Origin of the sequence: Bradyrhizobium sp. CW1 (assembly GCF_023100665.1) — a bacterium.
Classification (GTDB): domain Bacteria; phylum Pseudomonadota; class Alphaproteobacteria; order Rhizobiales; family Xanthobacteraceae; genus Bradyrhizobium; species Bradyrhizobium canariense_D.
This window is the reverse complement of the sequence record NZ_CP064684.1, coordinates 1,235,365-1,251,837: the sequence shown is the minus strand read 5'-3', so window position 1 is coordinate 1,251,837 and position 16,473 is coordinate 1,235,365. Positions and strand designations below refer to the sequence as shown.

The window sequence follows — 16,473 nt, the reverse complement described above, 5'->3', positions numbered from 1 at the left end:
CGATGCACTTAGGGCTTCTCCCGGCTATTCACAGGTCGAAGATTCGACGGAAAGCTTGAACCCGGCCCGGTTCCACGCTTCCATGGGGGCCATGTTCAGGACCTTCCGAGGCGGCCAGAGCGGGGGTTGGCGCATCACCTCGATTTCGCCGGTGACGGGCGAGCCCCTCGCCTTCATGCCAACGCTGTCGGTCACCGACAGCGAGGCCATCGCGTTGCCGCTGGTGCCCTCGCGCAATGCTTGGCGCCTGGTCGGTGTCGCGAGCAGCTTGCGCTACACCGAGCGCCCGGAGAAGCAGCAGCTCACTGCCGTGCAGGCCGGCCTCGGCCGGCTGGAAGCAACCAGTGGGGCGCTGATCCCGATCCGCAAGTCGCAGGCCTGGTGGGATCTGACCCAGGAAGAGCGCCGCAGGATCTTCGAGGACAAGTCGCATCACATCGCGAACAGCCTGCGCTTCCTGCCTGCGATTGCGCGGCAGCTCTATCATTGCCGCGACCTCGGCGGGCCCTTCGACTTCCTGACCTGGTTCGAATTCGCGCCTGCGCACGCCTCGCTGTTCGAGGAGCTGGTCGCGATGCTCAGGCGAACCGAGGAGTGGAGTTATGTCGAGCGCGAGGTCGACGTGCGCGCAGTGAAGGAAGTGCTGTCGGGCTAGAGCCCAAGAAAGCGGCCGGATTCGATGCGCGGCAGATCGGTGACGGGCCAGTTGTAGATGTAAGTCCAGGCCGGTGCCGTCACCCCGTCTGCACCTGTCACGTCGACCAGCTGGCGCAGATATTCGGTCGGCTCCGGAAAGCCCTCGCCGCAGGCCTCGTACATGTCGAGCTCGCGCAAGAGTTCGTCGGGCACGCGCAGGTGAAAGAGTTCGCCGTGGGCGCGGTCGGACGGCACATCGGAGAGCAGCAGCCCCGGATAATGCGTCACCAGAACGAGCCGGCCGCGGCAGGTCGCTTCACCCAGAAAATCCGCGTGGCCCGCAAGCAACCGCGCCATCGGATGGTCGAAGCCGCGCATCAGCGTGCCGTAGACGAAGAGACGATTGGAGGTCATGGCCTTCTATAACCATCAATCGGCAGCGTGCAAATCGCAGCGGATCTACAAAACCTCCGCCTCGAGTGTCTCGCCGCTGCATTGCTCGTCCGACACCACCCTGATGGTCACGTCCATGGCGTCGAACGCGCCGGCAGGGCCGATATAGACGCCGTGCAGCGGGATTGCCTGGCGCGGATCGCGGGCGACCGCGACGCGGATGAGGTCGCGGGTGCCGACGATGCCGTTGGTCGGATCGAACTCGATCCAGCCCGCGCTGGGCAGGTAGACCTGGACCCAGGCATGCGTCGAACCGCCGCCGACATGGCGCTGCTCGATATCCTCCGGCAGGAAGATGTAGCCGGAGACGAATCGTGCGGCGATTCCGAGATGACGCAGCGCCTCGATCATGAACAGAGCGTAGTCGCGGCAGGTTCCGCTACCGGACTGCAAGGTGTCGAGCGGATGCTGCGTGCCCAGCTCGTGGCGCTTGCGGTACTTGAACCGCTCGCGGATACCGTGGGTCATGCCGCTCAGGATCTTGAAGGTCGGCGTCGGCGCGTCCTCGTCGAGAAAGCCGCGCGCCCATTCCGCGATCTCGCCATCGGGATCGGTATATTGCGGCGTGATGTAGTGGACGAGGTCGGGAAACTCCTCATCGTCATACGCGAAAGGATAGAAATAGGCCGAGTCGTCCGGCGTCAGCGCGAACTCCTCGACCGGATTGTGCTCGACGGTGACGTGCCAGTCGAAGATCAGCGCGTCCGCGCGCTCGTCGAAATTCGCGATCGCGACGGAATTGCCGAACACGTCGTGGATCCAGTGCAGCGACATCGGCTCGGGCGATATCTCGAGCCTGGAGTCGAGCACGCGCAGATCATGCCCGTCGCGCGGCCGCAGCATGATCCTGTGTTCGCCGAACGCCACGGGGCGGGTGTAGCGATATTCGGTCTTGTGATGAATCGTCAGCAACGGCATCGTCAGGCAATCATGGTGATGTCGGGCGGACCAATCTATAGCAATCCCGCCCGATTCTTCGGGGTGACTGCTGTTTCATTAGGCAATCAGGATGGCTTTAGACACAATCGGGGCGACCAATCAACTCCTCAGCGAGGGTGACGTCCCCCCGGTGCACGAGGTGAATGCGCAAGGGACATCGCCTTTTTTGCTCACCTCGGACCACTACGGAAGGGTCCTGCCGGCTGCGCTTGGCGATCTTGGCGTCGCCGAGAACGAGCTGACGCGGCATATCGCCTGGGACATCGGCATTGGGGGCGTCGCCGACCGGCTGGCAGAGATGCTGGGCGCACATCTGATCGCCCAGCGCTATTCGCGGCTGGTGATCGACTGCAACCGCCCGCCCGCCGCCGTGAGCTCGATTCCCCTGATTTCCGAAGCAACCGCGATCCCGCGCAACGAGGGAATTTCGGAGCAGGAGCGCAAAGCGCGCCGCCGCGAGATTTTCGAGCCCTATCACCGGCATATCCATGCCGCGATCGACCGCCGCGTGCACGACAAGCGGCCGACGGTGCTGGTGTCGCTGCACAGCTTCACGCCCGTTTACGCCGGCGTCGCGCGTCCCTGGCACATCGGCGCGCTCTACAATCGCGACACCGTGCTGCCGCAGCTGCTGCTCAGGCATCTCCGCAGCGAGAGCGATCTCGTCGTGGGCGACAACGAGCCCTATGCGGTGAACGACCTCACCGACTACACCATCCCCGTGCACGGCGAAGCTCGCGGCCTCGTCAATACCGGCATTGAGATCCGCCAGGATCTGATCGCCGACCAGTCTGGCCAGCAACAATGGGCCGAGCGGCTGGCGCGGATTTTTGCAGAGATCGAGGTTGAACTGCGGGCGGAAAGGCTGGTCGATTAGCCCGACGGCGGTTATTTCGCCCTGGTCAGCGCCAGCCAGATGCCGCCGCCGATCATGAAGCCGCCGGAGATGCGCGACATCATGCGGGTGCGGCGAGCCGAGAAGAACTTCCGGGCCCGCCCCGCGGCGATGGCGTAGAGCGCGTCCGTCATCACCGCAGTGACCATGAAGGTGGCTCCCAGCAGCGCGACCTGCGGGAAGTGGTCGCGGTTCATGTCCATGAACTGCGGGATGAAGGCGCCGAAGAACACCAGCACCTTCGGGTTCGACAGCAGCACCAGGAAACCTTGCAGGAAGAATCCGCCGCGCGGCGGCGCCGGCGGCTCATCCACATTGACGCCCTCGACCGGCGCCCAGATCAGCTTGATGCCGAGCCAGACCAGATAGGCGGCGCCGGCAAAGCGCACCCAGTCGAACCAATACCCCATGGTCGCCATCAGCGAGGTCAGTCCGACCGCGACGATGCCGATGACGATGGCGAGGCCGGCCTGCGCACCGGCCACATTGGTCAGCGCCGCGCGCGTGCCGTGGCGCAGCCCGTTGGCGATAACGAGGGTGACGATCGGCCCCGGCAACAGCGCGAGCGCGATGCAGGCGGCAAGGAAGGCGAGATAGGCTTGCAGAGACATCATGGGGAGGACTCGCTGGGAGCGGTTTGCGGCATTAATGCATGGCGAGGGCGGGAACGGAAGTCACGACCTTGCGCTTGACATGCAATCATTTGGTTGCCTATTATCGCCGCCATGGATGAGGTCTTCAAAGCGCTCGCCGATGCGTCACGACGGTCGCTGCTCGACAGACTTCACGCCAGGAACGGCCAGACGCTGAACGAACTCTGTGAAGGCCTCGCGATGACGCGCCAGGCCGTGACCAAGCACCTTGCCATTCTGGAAGAGGCCAATCTGGTCACGACCATCAGGCACGGCCGCGAGAAGCTGCACTATCTCAATCCGGTTCCGATCCATCAGATCGGCGAACGCTGGATCAAGAAATTCGAGCGCGGCAAGCTCGCCGCACTCGGCGAGTTGAAACGCCAGTTGGAGAAGCGTGATGAGTAAGCCGCAATTCGTCTATGTCACCTACATCGAGACAACGCCAACGAGGCTGTGGGAGGCGCTGACATCGAGCGAGTTCACCAAGCAATACTGGTTCGGCGCCGAGGTCAGGTCCGACTGGAAAATCGGCTCCCCTTTCGCGCTGCTGCTGGACGGCGAGACCACCGATTCCGGCGAGATCCTCGAAGCCGATCCGCCGCGGCGGCTGTCTTACAGCTTCAAGCACCAAAAACACGAGGAGCTGCGCGGTGAGCCGATCTCGCGGGTGGTCTTTACCATCGAACCGTTCGGCTCGCTCGTGCGTTTGACGGTGCTGCATGACGGCTTCGTCGAAGGCGGCAAATATTTCGGCGCCGTTTCCAACGGGTGGCCGGCGATCCTGTCCGGGCTCAAGAGCCTGCTGGAAAGCGGCAAGGTGCTGGCCATTCCGCACGCAGCCCTCAACAAGGGATTCGATGCAAGATGAACCTCGATCGGTTCAAGCCGCTCACCGTCTACACGATTTACATCGCCGCGACGCCGGACCAGGTGTGGGAGGCGCTGACCTCCGCCGAGTTCAGCCGCCAATATTTTTCCGGCTTTGCGGTCGAGATGGAGCCAAGACTCGGCGGCAAATTCGTCGTGCGCGCGCCTGATGGCTCGGAACACATTTCGGGCGATGTGTTCGAATACGATCCGCCGAACAAGCTGACGGTGACGTGGAACGTCAACTGGCCCGACCTCGTCGCAAAGCTCGGCGCGACGCTTGTCACTTACGAGATTGAACAAGCCGGCGAGGCCGTCCGCCTCACCGTGAGCGAACGCCACGACCGCCCGCTCAGCGACGACATCCTTTCCGGCGGCCGCACCGGCTGGCCCGCAATCCTGTCGGGGCTGAAGAGCCTGCTGGAAACGGGCAAGGCGCCGCAGATCAAGATGGCGCCGCCGGCGCAGATGCTGGAAGCGTTGAAGGCGATGGGTATCAAGACGCCGTAGCGGGCGAACTCCGTGTCGTCATCGCTTCTTCTTCACCGGAGGCGGATTGATTTCGTCGATCTTGCGACTGCAATCCGCTTCCGAGTCGTGCGGGCCCGAGACAAAGGTCCCACTGACCTTGATCGCGTACCAGCCCGACTCGACGCCGAGCCGGAGCGCTTCTTCTGTCTTGACGTGCCGTGGCGAGAGAGCTTGCATCGGTTGAGTTTGCATCGGGTGCTTTCGGTTGGCGTTCGATCTCATGATCGATCGCGGTGAAACCTTCAGGTGTCCGCGGCACGCGCCTGCCGCGTCCAACTCACCGCTGGAGTGGGCAATATGCGCGACGACCGCTGTTACGACGTCGCTACGAGTCGGCTCCGCCGCTGCGAGGGAATGAGGCGCTTCACGTCGCGCGAATAGTCGTGGCGCTGCATAGGCGCAGAAACGACAGATCTTTCGACATTCCCGCACCGTGCGCGCAATCGCCGCAATTAGCTATCATTTTCTCGCCCGTGCCGCACTTTTGAGGCGCCAATTGCCGCCCGCGACCGAATAAGCCGTCAAAGCCTTGTGATCGGCCGCTTCGTAGCCATGTTACGAGCTTAGCCAAGGGAAAATCGTATGAAGCTCCGCGTCGGGTTTGAGATGCTGTACGAATTCCCGCAGCCCACGCCTATGATCATGGTGCTGGGCACGCACTTCACCCGCGCCTCCGATGTCATCGTGCCCGACCTGCTGACCACCAGACCCTCGGTGCCGATCACTCCCTATCGCGACCTCTTCGGCAATTGGTGCAGCCGCATCGTGGCGCCGGCTGGCGCCTTTCGCCTTGCCGGCGACGGCGTCGTGAGCGACAGCGGCCTGCCCGATCCAGTGTTCCCGAACGCGGCTCAGCACGCCGTCGAGGCGCTGCCGACCGACACGCTCGTCTATCTGCTCGGCAGTCGCTACTGCGAGACCGATCGCCTGTCGGATATCGCATGGAAGTTGTTCGAGCACACGCCGCCCGGCTGGGCGCGGGTCCAGGCCATCTGCGATTTCGTTCATCGTCACATCGCCTTCGGCTATGAGCACGCGCGCGCGACCAAGACGGCGCGGGAAGCCTACGACGAAGGCAAGGGCGTGTGCCGCGACTATGCTCATCTTGCCATCGCGTTCTGCCGCTGCATGAACATCCCGGCGCGTTACTGCACCGGTTATCTCAGCGACATCGGCACGCCGAAGCCCTGGGCCGTGGGAGATTTCGCCGGCTGGTTTGAGGCTTATCTCGGCGGAAGCTGGCACATGTTCGATCCGCGCAACAACACGCCGCGGATCGGTCGCGTGTTGATCGCACAAGGACGCGATGCCGCGGACGTCCCGATCACCCAAACCTTCGGTCCGAATACCCTTGTCAATTTCAAGGTATGGACCGACGAGGTTGCCTGATGACAGACAGCAGCGTTGCACTCAGCGCCGATGAATTTGCGTCCTTGGCCGAGATCGGCAAGGGCAAGGCGCAAGGCGAAATCCCGCAAGCGCACGGCGAGCGCCTGACCAACCTCGGTTATGCAATCAGGCGCCTCGGCGAACTCGAACTGACCTCATCCGGCGAACGCCGGCTGGCAACCGGCGAATAGCTCGCTGCCGTTGCGTCCGGCTTCCCGCTACGCCACCGGCACCACGATCCGCCGATAAAGATGCCAGGTCGCGTGCCCGAGCACGGGCAGCGTCACCACCAGCCCCAGAAAATACGGCAGCGCCGAGACGATCAGGACCATCACGATCACCGCGGCCCAGCCAATCATCGGCAGCGGGCTGGCCACGACCGCGCGCACGCTTGTCACCATCGCCGTGACGAAATCGACCTCGCGGTCGAGCAGCAGCGGAAACGACACGACCGTCAGCGAAAACAGGATCAGCGACAGCACCGCGCCGACCGCGTTGCCGATGCCGAGGAACAGCAGGCCCTCGTTCGTGGTCAGCACCACCGTCATGAACTCCTGCAGGCTCGAGAACGAGGCATGCAGGCCAAGCAGCAGCGCGATCAGAAGCCGCACCTGATACATCCAGACCACGAACACGAACAGCGTGACGAAGGCCATCCAGCCGATCTCGCTGCGCGCGCGCACAGCCGACCAGATCGCGCCGAGCGAGACGGGCTCGCCGCGCTCGCGACGGCGGCTGACTTCATAGAGCCCGATCGCCACGAATGGCCCGAGCAGCGCGAAGCCGGCGGCCAGCGGATAGACCAGATAGACCATGCCGAACGCAGTGAAGCACAGCATGATGGCGATGCCGCCGGCGGCGTAGAGCGTACCGAAGCAGAGGCCGTAAAGCGGCAGCGCCTGGAAATCCCGCAGGCCTTCGACCAGCGCCTCGGCGATGTCGGTCGCCGCGACGGGACGCACCACCGGGTCGACCTTGCCCGAAATGGACATCAGCTTCCTCCTCGTTCGCCGGCGCGATCTCCGTCGCACGCGGATTGACTCGATCTTAGCGTCCCCGCGGCAGGTGCGCACGCGCGAGTTGTTGGCTGGACGACAGTATCCCGAAGCCGCCGGCGCAGACCCGGGAAAACCACCGCGCCGACGGCGCGCGTCCTTCGGGAAGCTCATCCGTCCTGCCCGCGGCTCGAAATCTTTCCCCGTCGCGGACTTTTTCGACCCGATGCCTATGGACTGAGCGGCGGGTGGTGCCGCAAATTGAGTCTTTGAACGAGCGCGATGACTCGAATGGACCGTCCGACCGATGAGCTTGCGTACCCGACTACTGATACTCGTCATCGCGGCCATGCTGGTGCCGGCGAGCCTCGTCGGGCTGCGTTTCGTGCAGAACCGGAGCAGTGAAGTCAACGCCGCCCTGGCCAATCTGTCGGCCTCGGCCGACGACATTGCGAGCGATCTGGGTGGGAAGATTCAGGGCACCGCTCAGCTTCACTATGGTCTGGCCCGCGCGCGCGACCTCGACACGCGCGACAAGGCGGCGTGCTCGGCGTTTCTGTCGGACGTGCGCGAGGAATACCCTCAGTTCACGGGAATCCTGACCATCGATCCGGACGGCAGCCTGTTCTGCGACTCGCTGCGGACCAACCGCACCCTCGATCTGAGGGATCGCGCCTATTTCAAGCAGGCCCTGGTCTCGCGCAACGTCGTGGTTGAGCCGGTATTCGGCCGGCTGACCGGAATATCGGTGCTCCAGATCGCATATCCGGTGCGATCGGAGGCGGGCGCGCTGAAGCTGGTGCTGCTTGCCTCGTTCAACCTGCGCAAATTCGCCGAGTATCACCACAAGCGGCTGCTCGCCGAGAAGGATATTCTGCTCATCGACGGCAAGGGCACCGTTCTCGTCGCTCCCTTGGGAGCCGGCTGGACCGCGCCCGTGGGCGCGTCGATCGCGGGATCCGACCTGCTCGGCTTCGCGACGGCTCCCGATCAAAAGGCATTTCAGGAAGTGACCGATCGCGACGGCCGCACGCAGGTCTGGGCCGTCGCCCACTCACCTTCGATCCGTGATGCCGGCCTCTACATCCTGGTCGGACGGTCCAAGGACGGATTGGTCGCGGCGGCGAATCGCCGGCTCTATGAGGATATGGCGATCCTCGCGGTGGCCTTGCTGCTGCTGCTGGCCGGCGTATGGATCCTCGCGACCGTGAGCGTCGGGCGCCAGGTCGGGCGGCTCGCCAACATGGCGAAGAGACTCGGGCTCGGCGATCTCAACGCGCGAATTCCTCCTCCCCATCCGCGCGGCGAGCTGGGCGGATTGATGACCCTGCTCAACGACACTGCCGAATCGCTTGAGCAGCAACGGGCGGCCATCGCGGACCTCAACCAGAAGCTCAGCCAATCCCAGAAGATGGAGGCCATGGGTCAGCTCACCGGCGGTGTGGCGCATGACTTCAACAATCTCCTCACCGTCATTCTCGGCAATTCGGAGCACCTTGCCGACAGGCTGGCGGGGAACAAGGAGTTGCACCGGATCGCCGGCGACATCGCGACAGCTGCCGAACGCGGCTCCGACCTGACGCGGAGCCTGCTCGCCTTCGCGCGCAAGCAGCCCCTGAGGCCGCGAGACATCGACATCGGCGAAAAGATTAAGGAGGTGGAGCACTTGTTGCGCCGCCCCTTGGGCGAGCACATCGAATGCACCTTCGCGCTCGCACCGGACCTGTGGTTGATCAGCGTCGATCCCGGCCAGCTCACGACTGCGCTGCTCAATCTCGTGCTCAACGCGCGCGATGTCATGCAGTTGGGCGGCAGGCTGACCATCGAGGCGCGCAACGTCTCGCTCGGTGAATCCGACTTGGACATCAATGGCGAACCGCGACCAGGCGACTATGTCATGGTGGCCGTGATCGACACCGGCAGCGGCATGACCGCCGAGGTGGCGAGCCGGGCGTTCGAGCCGTTCTTCACCACCAAGGAGGTCGGCAAGGGGACCGGGCTCGGCCTGAGCATGGTCTACGGTTTTGTGCGGCAGTCCGGCGGGCTGGTGCAGATGCAGTCCGCACCGAGACAAGGCAGCACCGTCAGGCTGTTCTTTCCCCGCCTGGCAACACCGCCAAACGAGGACGCCTCACCCGCCGAAGGGATCGTCACGCGCGAAGGAAGCGAGACCATTCTCGTCGTCGAAGACAACGACATGGTTCGGACTTATGTCGAAAGCGAGCTGAAGACGCTCGGCTATCGCGTCATCACGGCCGCGAGCGGCCCGGCGGCGCTCGACTTGTTGCGCCAGTCCGGGGATATCGACCTGCTGTTCACCGACGTCGTGATGCCCGGCGGCATGTTCGGGCCGGAGCTTGCCCGGCAAGCAATCCAGCTGCGACCCGGGCTCAAGGTGCTCTTCACCTCCGGCTACAGCCAAAATCCGGTCTCGGCGCCCGACGCAATCGGCGATGCCCGCATCCTGACCAAGCCGTTCCGGCGGCGAGACCTCGCCGCCATGCTGCGATCTGCGCTGTCGACGCCGTCGCGGTAGTCAGGAGCGCGACGCGAGGAGAAGCGCCGCACCCAGATTGGCCACGAACAAGGCCGCGTCGATGACGAAGATCCTGAGCATCGGGCCTTTCAACACGGGCCAATAAGCGACCCCGACGCGTCCTCCGCGCAGCAGGACCGGAAGGTTGTAGGCGAACTGGCTGAAATGGCAGGCGGCAAAGAACAGGAACAGCACCAGCTGCGCTTCGACCGGCTGGAAGAAGACCGGACGGGCTGCCAGAAGGTAGAGCGACAGAAGGCCGATCGGCAGATTGATGCCGCCAAGGAATGCCACGCTGGCCGACAATGTCGGCGCGATCGGATTGGTGCGCTCTTCCCGCGGCAGGAGAATCTTCAGTGTATTGGCTTGCGCAATGCTGAACTGGATGAAGGCGCCGCCGAACCAGAGCGCGTTGAGGAGCAGCACGATATCCGAAAGACGCATGGCGGAGCCCTCCCACGGCTCGTTGGCCAGGAAAGTGGCAAAGCCCGCTCCTCATGTCAACCATGTTGACTTCAGGAATCGTCAGTTGGTGTCGGCGATCGCCTCCATCACGCCCATCCACGCAGCCGCACCTGTCGCTCCGACGCGATCGAACGCCTCGCGCAGCACCTTGCGCTCGTGGTCCGATGCGCGCTGCTCGATGCGCTGCCCCGCGGCCGTCAGGCGCAGCAGCTTCGAGCGATGCTGCTCGGGCGAGCGTTTTGAGGTCAGGAGCTTGCGCTCAAGCAACAAATTGAGCGGCCGGTTCAGGGCCTGCTTGGAAATGCCGAGGATCTCGATCAGCGAGCCGATCGCGATATCGGGCCGGCGCGCCACCACGTAGAGGATGCGATGGTGCGGGCGCGACAGTCCTTGCTTGGCGAGATATGCGTCGGCTTCGAGTGTCATGCCGCGCCAGCCGTAATACATGAGCTCCAGCGCCGCATCGAGTTCGCTCAGCTTCGCAAGTGAAGCGCGGTGAAGCCCCGCGGCTTGAGACGTCTTTGCCATTGCAGGAAGCTAACCCCTCGTCCGCAGCTCGCGCCGCAGCACCTTTCCGGTGGCGGTCATTGGAAGTGTCTCCGCGAACTCCACGAACCGTGGGTATTCGTGGGCGGCGAGTTGCACCTTGACGAACTCCTGGATCTCGCGCGCGAGTGCGTCGCTGGCGGCAAAGCCCGGGCGCAGCACGATCCAGGCCTTGATCGATTCAGTGCGGATCGGATCGGGAATGCCGACCACCGCCGCCATCGCCACCGCCGGGTGCTTCATCAGCGTGTGCTCGATTTCGGACGGGCCGACACGATAGCCGGCGGTGGTGATGACGTCGTCCTCGCGGCTGACGTACCAGAAGTAACCGTCCTCGTCCTGCACCCCGAGATCGCCGGTGAGCAGGAACTCGCCGGCATATTTCTTCGACGTTGCCTCCGGATTGCGCCAGTATTCGAGCATCGTGCAAGGACAGGGTTGGCGCACCCCGATGATGCCGCGCTGGCCACGTGGCTGCTCCTCGCCTCTGTCATTGACGATGCGGACGTCGAAACCCGGCGTCGCCTTGCCCATCGAACCGGGGCGGATCGGAAACAGATTCGCGTTGCTGCCGATCACGAGATTGCATTCGGTCTGGCCAAACACCTCGTGCGCGTCGACGCCGAAGGTCTCGCGCACCCAGCCGAGCAGCTCGCCGCCGAGGGACTCGCCGCCGGTAAAGATGCTGCGCAGCTTGATGCCGGAATGCGTCACGCCGGCCTGCCGCATCAGCTTCAGCGCGGTCGGCGGCAGGAACACATTACGCACGCCGAGATCGGCCATCATCTGCATCGCCGCTTGCGGCTCGAACTTTCGCGCGCGGTGACCGACCAGGGGAATGCCGTGGTACCAGAACGCGAACAGGCCGTTGATGAGGCCGCCGATCCAGGCCCAGTCCGCCGGCGTCCACATCAGATCGCCGGGGCGCGGCAGGAAGTTGTGGCACATCTCGACATTGGGGAGATGTCCGAGCACGACGCGGTGGGCGTGCAGCGCGCCCTTCGGATTGCCCGTCGTGCCCGAGGTGTAGATGATCAGCGCGGGATCGTCAGCAGACGTGTCCACCAGCCTGAAGTCGGGCGATGCAGCCTTGACCGAATTCCAGAACGATGTCGTACCCGCCGGCGTTCGTTCGCCAACGATGTAGACCTTCTTCAGCTCCGGCAGACGGTCGCGAATCTTCGAAAGCTTCTCCCAGCCACCCTCGTCGGTGACGATCGCCCTCGCTTGCGAGTTCGACAGGCGGAATTCCAGCGCGTCTTCGCCGAACAATGCGAACAGCGGAATGGAGATCATCGCCGAACGGAACGCGGCCATGTGCGCGATCGGCAGCTCCAGCGACTGCGACAGGAACACCGCGACGCGGTCGCCGCGGACAAGGCCATCCGCCCTCAGCACATTGGCGAAACGGCGCGACATCTCCGCGACATCGTCGAAGGATGTGCGCGTGATGGCGCCGTTCTCATCGAGATAGACCAGCGCCAGCCGGCCGGTGCCGTCGGCGTGGCGATCGCAGCAGGCCTCCGCCAGGTTGAAGCGCGCCGGGATCTCCCAGCGGAAATTGCCGTAGAGTTCGTCATAGGTGCTGGCTTCGGTGAGCATGGTCGTTTCCCGGCAGCGTCGTCTGACCGGACTTGTCCCGGCCATCCACGTTCTTGTTTGACCTGAGTTTAAGGGCGCGGATGCCCGGGACAAGTCCGGGCCTGACGGAGAATGCGTCTCAGCGCACCGTCCGGAAGAACTTTCTGACCTCGCCGACATACAGCTCCGGCTGCTCGAATGCGGCGAAATGGCCGCCCTTCTCCATCTCGCTCCAATGCGTGATGTTGCGGAAGTTCGGCTCCATCCAGCGCCGCACCGGCGTGATGATCTCCCTGGGAAAGACAGCCACGCCCGTCGGCACCTTGACGACCGGCGTGGTCCGGCGCTTGCCAAAGCTTTCCCAATAGAGCCGCGCCGACGAGGTCGCGGTCTCCGTCGCCCAGTAGAGCATGACGTTGTCGAGCAGCTCGTCCTTGGTGAAGATGTTCTCGGGATGACCGTTGCAATCGGTCCAGGCCCAGAATTTTTCCAGAATCCAGGCCGCCTGCCCGCTCGCCGAATCCGTCAAGCCGTAGCCGAGTGTCTGCGGCCGCGTCGATTGCTGCTTCGAATAGCCGGAGTCGAGGTCGACGTAATGCTGGAGGCCGGCGAGCGCGCGCTTCTCTTCCGGCGTCGGTTCGCCCTCGACTTTCGGCGCGGCGTTGAAGGCGAGCGTGATGTGGATGCCGGCGCAATGCTCGGCGTCCTGCATGCCAAGCGAGGTCGTCACTGCCGAGCCCCAGTCGCCGCCCTGCGCGCCGTACCTGATATAGCCGAGCCGGTCCATCAGCTGGGCCCAGGTCGCGGCGATACGATCGACGCCCCAGCCGGTGGTCTTGGGTTTGCCGGAAAAGCCAAAGCCCGGCAGCGACGGGCAGACAACGTGGAAGGCATCGGCAGGATTGCCGCCATGCGCGACAGGATCGACCAAGGGCGCGATCACCTTCTGGAATTCGACGATCGAGCCGGGCCAGCCATGGGTGATGATCAGCGGCAGTGCCGACGGCTCCTTCGAGCGCGCATGCAGGAAGTGGATGTCGAGCCCGTCGATCTCGGTGGTGAACTGCTCGAAGCAGTTGAGTTTCGCTTCGCGCGCGCGCCAGTCGTAGCCATCAGCCCAATAGGTGCAGATTTCCTGGATCCATGCCAGCGGCGCGCCCTGGCTCCAATCATCGACCAGCTCCGCCTCCGGCCAGCGCGTGCGGGCGAGGCGCGACTTGAGGTCGGTGAGGACGTCGTCGCTGATGGCGATGCGGAACGGCTTAATGGCGGTCATGGGAGAGGCCCTGCTCATCGGAGGTTCTCGTCATGGCCGGGCTCGTCCCGGCCATCCACGTTCTTTCTCTCCATTTTGAAGAACGTGGATGCCCGGCACAAGGCCGGGCGTGACCAGGATGATAGTCTGTCAGCTCCTGGCAAACCTTCGGCGCGGCCGCCTAGCCCGTCAGAGCAGCCTTCACCAAACCAGAGGCCTTGCCGAAATCCATCTGGCCGGCGTACTTGGTCTTCAACACGGCGATCACCTTGCCCATGTCCTTCATGCCGGCGGCGCCGGTCTCGGCGATCGCGTCCGAGATCACCTTCTTGACGTCGTCATCCGACATCTGCTTCGGCAAGTACGCGGAGATCACCGCGATCTCGTCGCGCTCCTGCGCGGCGAGTTCGGCACGGCCGCCCTTCTCGTAGAGCTCAACCGATTCCTGGCGCTGCTTGATCATCTTCTGAAACACGCCGAGCAAGTCCGCGTCCGAGAGCGGCGGCTTGCCGTTGCCGCGCGCCTCGATGTCGGCGTTCTTGATGGTCGAGTTGACCATGCGCAGCGTGGACAGCTTGCGCTCTTCCTTGGCCTTCATGGCCTCCTTGACCGCATTGTTGATGTCGTCGCGCAGCATGATCGTGATCCCCTAGACTATCCGACGCCTGATCTAGGCCGTTCGCAGCCCGGAGACAACCGGGGTTCCCAGCCATTCGACCAGCGCCCGCACCGTCGCCGCAGGCTGCTCCGGTTGCGGCAGGTGTCCGCAATTCTCCAGAACGACGAGCCTTGCGCCGGCAATGCCCTCCGCCATCTCCTTCGAGAATGCGTTGGGAATCGTGTTGTCCTGATCGCCCGTCAGCACCAATGTCGGGCATTTGATCGTCGCAAGCGTCGGCCGTGAATCCACCCGCGCGATGATCGCGGTCTGCTGCCGCAGATAGCCTTCGACGCCGACGTCATCGCCCTGCTCGTGTACGAGCTGGCGAATGCCTGCATCGTCGCGGCGCGACGGATGCACCAGTTCGGGAAACATCTCCTCGCGCGCGGCACGCAGCTCCCCGCGCCGGGCCAGCTCCATCAGGCCGCGGCGGCGTGCGGTCGCCTCCTCCGTGTCGGGCCGCGCCTGAGTGTTGATCAGCGCGAGCCTGGCCACCCGCTCGGGCGCCTGGCGCATGATCTCGAGGGCGATGTAGCCGCCCATGGAATGGCCGGCGAGCGCGAAGCGCGGCGGCGCCTCGCTCAGCACCCGCCGGGCGATCGCCGCCATGCTGTCATCGCGAATATGGTTGGCGACCATCACCGGGCCGAACTGCCACAGCGACGGGATCACCGGTGCATAGATCCGGGCCGAGGAGGCTAATCCCGGAACCAGCAGAATCGGCGTCGTCTGGTCCATTATTGCCTCCCGAGCCCCGGAATTTGCCGGAAATTATGCTGCGGAGCTTAGGGGCCCAAGCCGACCTGTCAAATATGCAAAAACGCATGTGAATCGGCGCATCTCCGCTTTGACGGCAGCGCCCGCGGGGACTATGAACCGGGCTCATGACACAACATGATAACGATCACGCTTGGCCGGACCACAAACCGACCGCGCTGTTGGTGCTTGCCGACGGCACGGTGCTCGAAGGCTTTGGCCTCGGCGCCGAAGGCCAAGCCGTCGGCGAGGTCTGCTTCAACACCGCGATGACCGGCTATGAGGAGATCCTCACCGATCCCTCTTATGCCGGCCAGCTCATCACCTTCACCTTCCCGCATATCGGCAATGTCGGCACTAACGACGACGACATCGAGACGGTGAACATGGCCGCGACGCCCGGCGCGCGCGGCGTGATCCTGCGCACCGCGATCACCGATCCCTCGAACTATCGCGCCACCAAGCACCTCGACCAGTGGCTGAAGGCGCGCGGCATCATCGGCCTCTCCGGCATCGACACCCGCGCGCTGACCGCGCTGATCCGCAACAAGGGCATGCCCAACGCCGTAATCGCGCACGCCAGGGACGGCGAGTTCGACCTGCACGGCTTGAAGGAAGAAGCGCGCGAATGGCCCGGCCTCGAGGGCATGGACCTGGTGCCAATGGTCACCTCAGGCCAGCGCTTCACCTGGGACGAGACGCCCTGGCTCTGGGACAAGGGCTTTGGCCGCCAGGACAAGCCTGAGTTCAACGTGGTCGCCATCGATTACGGCATCAAGCGCAACATTCTGCGCCTGCTCGCCGGCGTCGGCTGCAAGGTAACGGTGGTGCCGGCAACGACGTCGTCCGAGGATATCCTGGCGATGAAGCCGGATGGCGTGTTCCTGTCGAACGGTCCCGGCGATCCGGCCGCGACCGGCAAATATGCCGTGCCCGTGATCCAGGACGTGATCAAGTCGGGCACGCCGACATTCGGAATTTGCCTTGGCCATCAGATGCTCGGCCTCGCCGTCGGCGCCAAGACCAAGAAGATGCACCAGGGCCATCACGGCGCCAATCATCCCGTGAAGGACGAGACCACCGGCAAGGTCGAGATCACCTCGATGAACCACGGCTTTGCCGTCGACGAGAGCACCCTGCCGACGGGCGCGACGCAGACCCACATCTCGCTGTTCGACGGCTCCAATTGCGGCATCCAGCTCGACGGCAAGCCGGTGTTCTCGGTGCAGTACCACCCCGAGGCCTCACCGGGTCCGCGCGACTCGCACTATCTGTTCCAGCGCTTTGCCGATCTGATGCGGCAGAACAAGAGCGTGTAGGGCGCGCGCTCTCC

Annotated in this window: 20 protein-coding genes; 9 read left to right on the top strand and 11 right to left on the bottom strand. The window is 64.1% G+C overall.

Going from position 1 to position 16,473, the window contains the following annotated elements; all coding sequences use genetic code 11:
• Positions 1-91: 91 nt before the first annotated feature.
• Positions 92-655: a chlorite dismutase family protein gene (locus IVB54_RS06040; RefSeq protein WP_018453613.1), complete on the top strand. Its 564-nt coding sequence runs from the start codon at positions 92-94 to the stop codon at positions 653-655.
• On the opposite strand, the gene IVB54_RS06035 is transcribed toward IVB54_RS06040, so the two are convergent.
• On the bottom strand, positions 652-1,050 hold the full coding sequence (locus IVB54_RS06035) for a gamma-glutamylcyclotransferase family protein (RefSeq protein WP_247296171.1): 399 nt from the start codon (positions 1,048-1,050) through the stop codon (positions 652-654). The two genes, IVB54_RS06040 and IVB54_RS06035, sit on opposite strands and share 4 nt — an antisense overlap.
• 45 nt (positions 1,051-1,095) lie before the next feature.
• Entirely contained in the window at positions 1,096-2,007 is a 912-nt protein-coding gene (locus IVB54_RS06030) for a transglutaminase family protein (RefSeq protein WP_018453611.1), read from the bottom strand.
• Between the two features lie 91 nt (positions 2,008-2,098).
• Here IVB54_RS06030 and IVB54_RS06025 point away from each other — a divergent pair, with 91 nt between their 5' ends.
• Positions 2,099-2,905, top strand: a complete 807-nt coding sequence (locus IVB54_RS06025) for an N-formylglutamate amidohydrolase (protein WP_247296173.1) — start codon at positions 2,099-2,101, stop codon at positions 2,903-2,905.
• Positions 2,906-2,916: 11 nt separating this feature from the next.
• On the opposite strand, the gene IVB54_RS06020 is transcribed toward IVB54_RS06025, so the two are convergent.
• Entirely contained in the window at positions 2,917-3,537 is a 621-nt protein-coding gene (locus IVB54_RS06020; RefSeq protein WP_085384410.1) for a LysE family translocator, read from the bottom strand.
• A gap of 111 nt (positions 3,538-3,648) precedes the next feature.
• Here IVB54_RS06020 and IVB54_RS06015 point away from each other — a divergent pair, with 111 nt between their 5' ends.
• The 3 genes from IVB54_RS06015 to IVB54_RS06005 are packed head-to-tail and all read left to right on the top strand — an operon-like array spanning position 3,649 to position 4,935.
• Positions 3,649-3,963 carry a metalloregulator ArsR/SmtB family transcription factor gene (locus IVB54_RS06015; RefSeq protein ID WP_007614659.1) on the top strand — a complete coding sequence of 105 codons (315 nt, stop codon included), beginning with the start codon at positions 3,649-3,651 and terminating at the stop codon, positions 3,961-3,963.
• Positions 3,956-4,426: an SRPBCC family protein gene (locus tag IVB54_RS06010; protein WP_247777101.1), complete on the top strand. Its 471-nt coding sequence runs from the start codon at positions 3,956-3,958 to the stop codon at positions 4,424-4,426. The genes IVB54_RS06015 and IVB54_RS06010 overlap by 8 nt, the downstream gene beginning before the upstream one ends.
• Positions 4,423-4,935 carry an SRPBCC family protein gene (locus IVB54_RS06005; RefSeq protein WP_247361000.1) on the top strand — a complete coding sequence of 171 codons (513 nt, stop codon included), beginning with the start codon at positions 4,423-4,425 and terminating at the stop codon, positions 4,933-4,935. Before IVB54_RS06010 ends, IVB54_RS06005 begins: the two co-directional genes overlap by 4 nt.
• Before the next feature lie 18 nt (positions 4,936-4,953).
• Here the strand turns inward: IVB54_RS06005 and IVB54_RS06000 are convergent, their stop codons facing one another.
• Complete coding sequence (locus IVB54_RS06000) at positions 4,954-5,178, bottom strand: hypothetical protein (RefSeq protein ID WP_007614662.1); 225 nt, start codon at positions 5,176-5,178, stop codon at positions 4,954-4,956.
• A gap of 360 nt (positions 5,179-5,538) precedes the next feature.
• Here IVB54_RS06000 and IVB54_RS05995 point away from each other — a divergent pair, with 360 nt between their 5' ends.
• Both IVB54_RS05995 and IVB54_RS05990 read left to right on the top strand, forming a co-directional pair.
• A complete protein-coding gene (locus IVB54_RS05995) occupies positions 5,539-6,345 on the top strand; it encodes a transglutaminase family protein (RefSeq protein WP_018453605.1) in 807 nt (268 codons plus the stop codon).
• A complete protein-coding gene (locus IVB54_RS05990) occupies positions 6,345-6,536 on the top strand; it encodes a hypothetical protein (protein WP_018453604.1) in 192 nt (63 codons plus the stop codon). The genes IVB54_RS05995 and IVB54_RS05990 overlap by 1 nt, the downstream gene beginning before the upstream one ends.
• A gap of 27 nt (positions 6,537-6,563) precedes the next feature.
• Here the strand turns inward: IVB54_RS05990 and IVB54_RS05985 are convergent, their stop codons facing one another.
• Positions 6,564-7,337: a DUF2189 domain-containing protein gene (locus IVB54_RS05985; protein WP_018453603.1), complete on the bottom strand. Its 774-nt coding sequence runs from the start codon at positions 7,335-7,337 to the stop codon at positions 6,564-6,566.
• 310 nt (positions 7,338-7,647) lie between these two features.
• On the opposite strand from IVB54_RS05985, the gene IVB54_RS05980 reads away from it, so the two are divergent.
• A complete protein-coding gene (locus IVB54_RS05980; protein WP_247296177.1) occupies positions 7,648-9,876 on the top strand; it encodes an ATP-binding protein in 2,229 nt (742 codons plus the stop codon).
• Here IVB54_RS05980 and IVB54_RS05975 read toward each other — a convergent pair whose 3' ends face one another.
• From IVB54_RS05975 to IVB54_RS05950, 6 genes are all read right to left on the bottom strand, one after another.
• Positions 9,877-10,320: a hypothetical protein gene (locus IVB54_RS05975; protein WP_018453601.1), complete on the bottom strand. Its 444-nt coding sequence runs from the start codon at positions 10,318-10,320 to the stop codon at positions 9,877-9,879.
• 81 nt (positions 10,321-10,401) lie between these two features.
• Positions 10,402-10,869, bottom strand: coding sequence for a MarR family transcriptional regulator (locus IVB54_RS05970; protein WP_018453600.1), 468 nt, complete (start codon positions 10,867-10,869; stop codon positions 10,402-10,404).
• Positions 10,870-10,878: 9 nt separating this feature from the next.
• The gene (locus IVB54_RS05965; RefSeq protein WP_204512330.1) at positions 10,879-12,489 is read right to left on the bottom strand and encodes an acyl-CoA synthetase; all 1,611 of its coding nucleotides are present in this window, start codon (positions 12,487-12,489) and stop codon (positions 10,879-10,881) included.
• Positions 12,490-12,607: 118 nt separating this feature from the next.
• A complete protein-coding gene (locus IVB54_RS05960; RefSeq protein WP_247296249.1) occupies positions 12,608-13,744 on the bottom strand; it encodes an epoxide hydrolase family protein in 1,137 nt (378 codons plus the stop codon).
• A gap of 160 nt (positions 13,745-13,904) precedes the next feature.
• Positions 13,905-14,360, bottom strand: a complete 456-nt coding sequence (locus IVB54_RS05955; RefSeq protein ID WP_018453597.1) for a GatB/YqeY domain-containing protein — start codon at positions 14,358-14,360, stop codon at positions 13,905-13,907.
• Positions 14,361-14,393: 33 nt separating this feature from the next.
• Positions 14,394-15,122: an alpha/beta hydrolase gene (locus IVB54_RS05950; protein ID WP_204512331.1), complete on the bottom strand. Its 729-nt coding sequence runs from the start codon at positions 15,120-15,122 to the stop codon at positions 14,394-14,396.
• Positions 15,123-15,268: 146 nt separating this feature from the next.
• Here IVB54_RS05950 and carA point away from each other — a divergent pair, with 146 nt between their 5' ends.
• The gene (carA, locus tag IVB54_RS05945) at positions 15,269-16,459 is read left to right on the top strand and encodes a glutamine-hydrolyzing carbamoyl-phosphate synthase small subunit (RefSeq protein WP_026232561.1); all 1,191 of its coding nucleotides are present in this window, start codon (positions 15,269-15,271) and stop codon (positions 16,457-16,459) included.
• The last annotated feature ends 14 nt before the right edge of the window (positions 16,460-16,473 follow it).

Coding starts and splice junctions, on each gene's coding strand:
- IVB54_RS06040 (WP_018453613.1), top strand. CDS start 92: ATGTTCAGGACCTTCCGAGGCGGCCAGAGCGGGGGTTGGCGCATCACC.
- IVB54_RS06035 (WP_247296171.1), bottom strand. CDS start 1,050: ATGACCTCCAATCGTCTCTTCGTCTACGGCACGCTGATGCGCGGCTTC.
- IVB54_RS06030 (WP_018453611.1), bottom strand. CDS start 2,007: ATGCCGTTGCTGACGATTCATCACAAGACCGAATATCGCTACACCCGC.
- IVB54_RS06025 (WP_247296173.1), top strand. CDS start 2,099: ATGGCTTTAGACACAATCGGGGCGACCAATCAACTCCTCAGCGAGGGT.
- IVB54_RS06020 (WP_085384410.1), bottom strand. CDS start 3,537: ATGATGTCTCTGCAAGCCTATCTCGCCTTCCTTGCCGCCTGCATCGCG.
- IVB54_RS06015 (WP_007614659.1), top strand. CDS start 3,649: ATGGATGAGGTCTTCAAAGCGCTCGCCGATGCGTCACGACGGTCGCTG.
- IVB54_RS06010 (WP_247777101.1), top strand. CDS start 3,956: ATGAGTAAGCCGCAATTCGTCTATGTCACCTACATCGAGACAACGCCA.
- IVB54_RS06005 (WP_247361000.1), top strand. CDS start 4,423: ATGAACCTCGATCGGTTCAAGCCGCTCACCGTCTACACGATTTACATC.
- IVB54_RS06000 (WP_007614662.1), bottom strand. CDS start 5,178: ATGAGATCGAACGCCAACCGAAAGCACCCGATGCAAACTCAACCGATG.
- IVB54_RS05995 (WP_018453605.1), top strand. CDS start 5,539: ATGAAGCTCCGCGTCGGGTTTGAGATGCTGTACGAATTCCCGCAGCCC.
- IVB54_RS05990 (WP_018453604.1), top strand. CDS start 6,345: ATGACAGACAGCAGCGTTGCACTCAGCGCCGATGAATTTGCGTCCTTG.
- IVB54_RS05985 (WP_018453603.1), bottom strand. CDS start 7,337: ATGTCCATTTCGGGCAAGGTCGACCCGGTGGTGCGTCCCGTCGCGGCG.
- IVB54_RS05980 (WP_247296177.1), top strand. CDS start 7,648: ATGAGCTTGCGTACCCGACTACTGATACTCGTCATCGCGGCCATGCTG.
- IVB54_RS05975 (WP_018453601.1), bottom strand. CDS start 10,320: ATGCGTCTTTCGGATATCGTGCTGCTCCTCAACGCGCTCTGGTTCGGC.
- IVB54_RS05970 (WP_018453600.1), bottom strand. CDS start 10,869: ATGGCAAAGACGTCTCAAGCCGCGGGGCTTCACCGCGCTTCACTTGCG.
- IVB54_RS05965 (WP_204512330.1), bottom strand. CDS start 12,489: ATGCTCACCGAAGCCAGCACCTATGACGAACTCTACGGCAATTTCCGC.
- IVB54_RS05960 (WP_247296249.1), bottom strand. CDS start 13,744: ATGACCGCCATTAAGCCGTTCCGCATCGCCATCAGCGACGACGTCCTC.
- IVB54_RS05955 (WP_018453597.1), bottom strand. CDS start 14,360: ATGCTGCGCGACGACATCAACAATGCGGTCAAGGAGGCCATGAAGGCC.
- IVB54_RS05950 (WP_204512331.1), bottom strand. CDS start 15,122: ATGGACCAGACGACGCCGATTCTGCTGGTTCCGGGATTAGCCTCCTCG.
- carA (WP_026232561.1), top strand. CDS start 15,269: ATGACACAACATGATAACGATCACGCTTGGCCGGACCACAAACCGACC.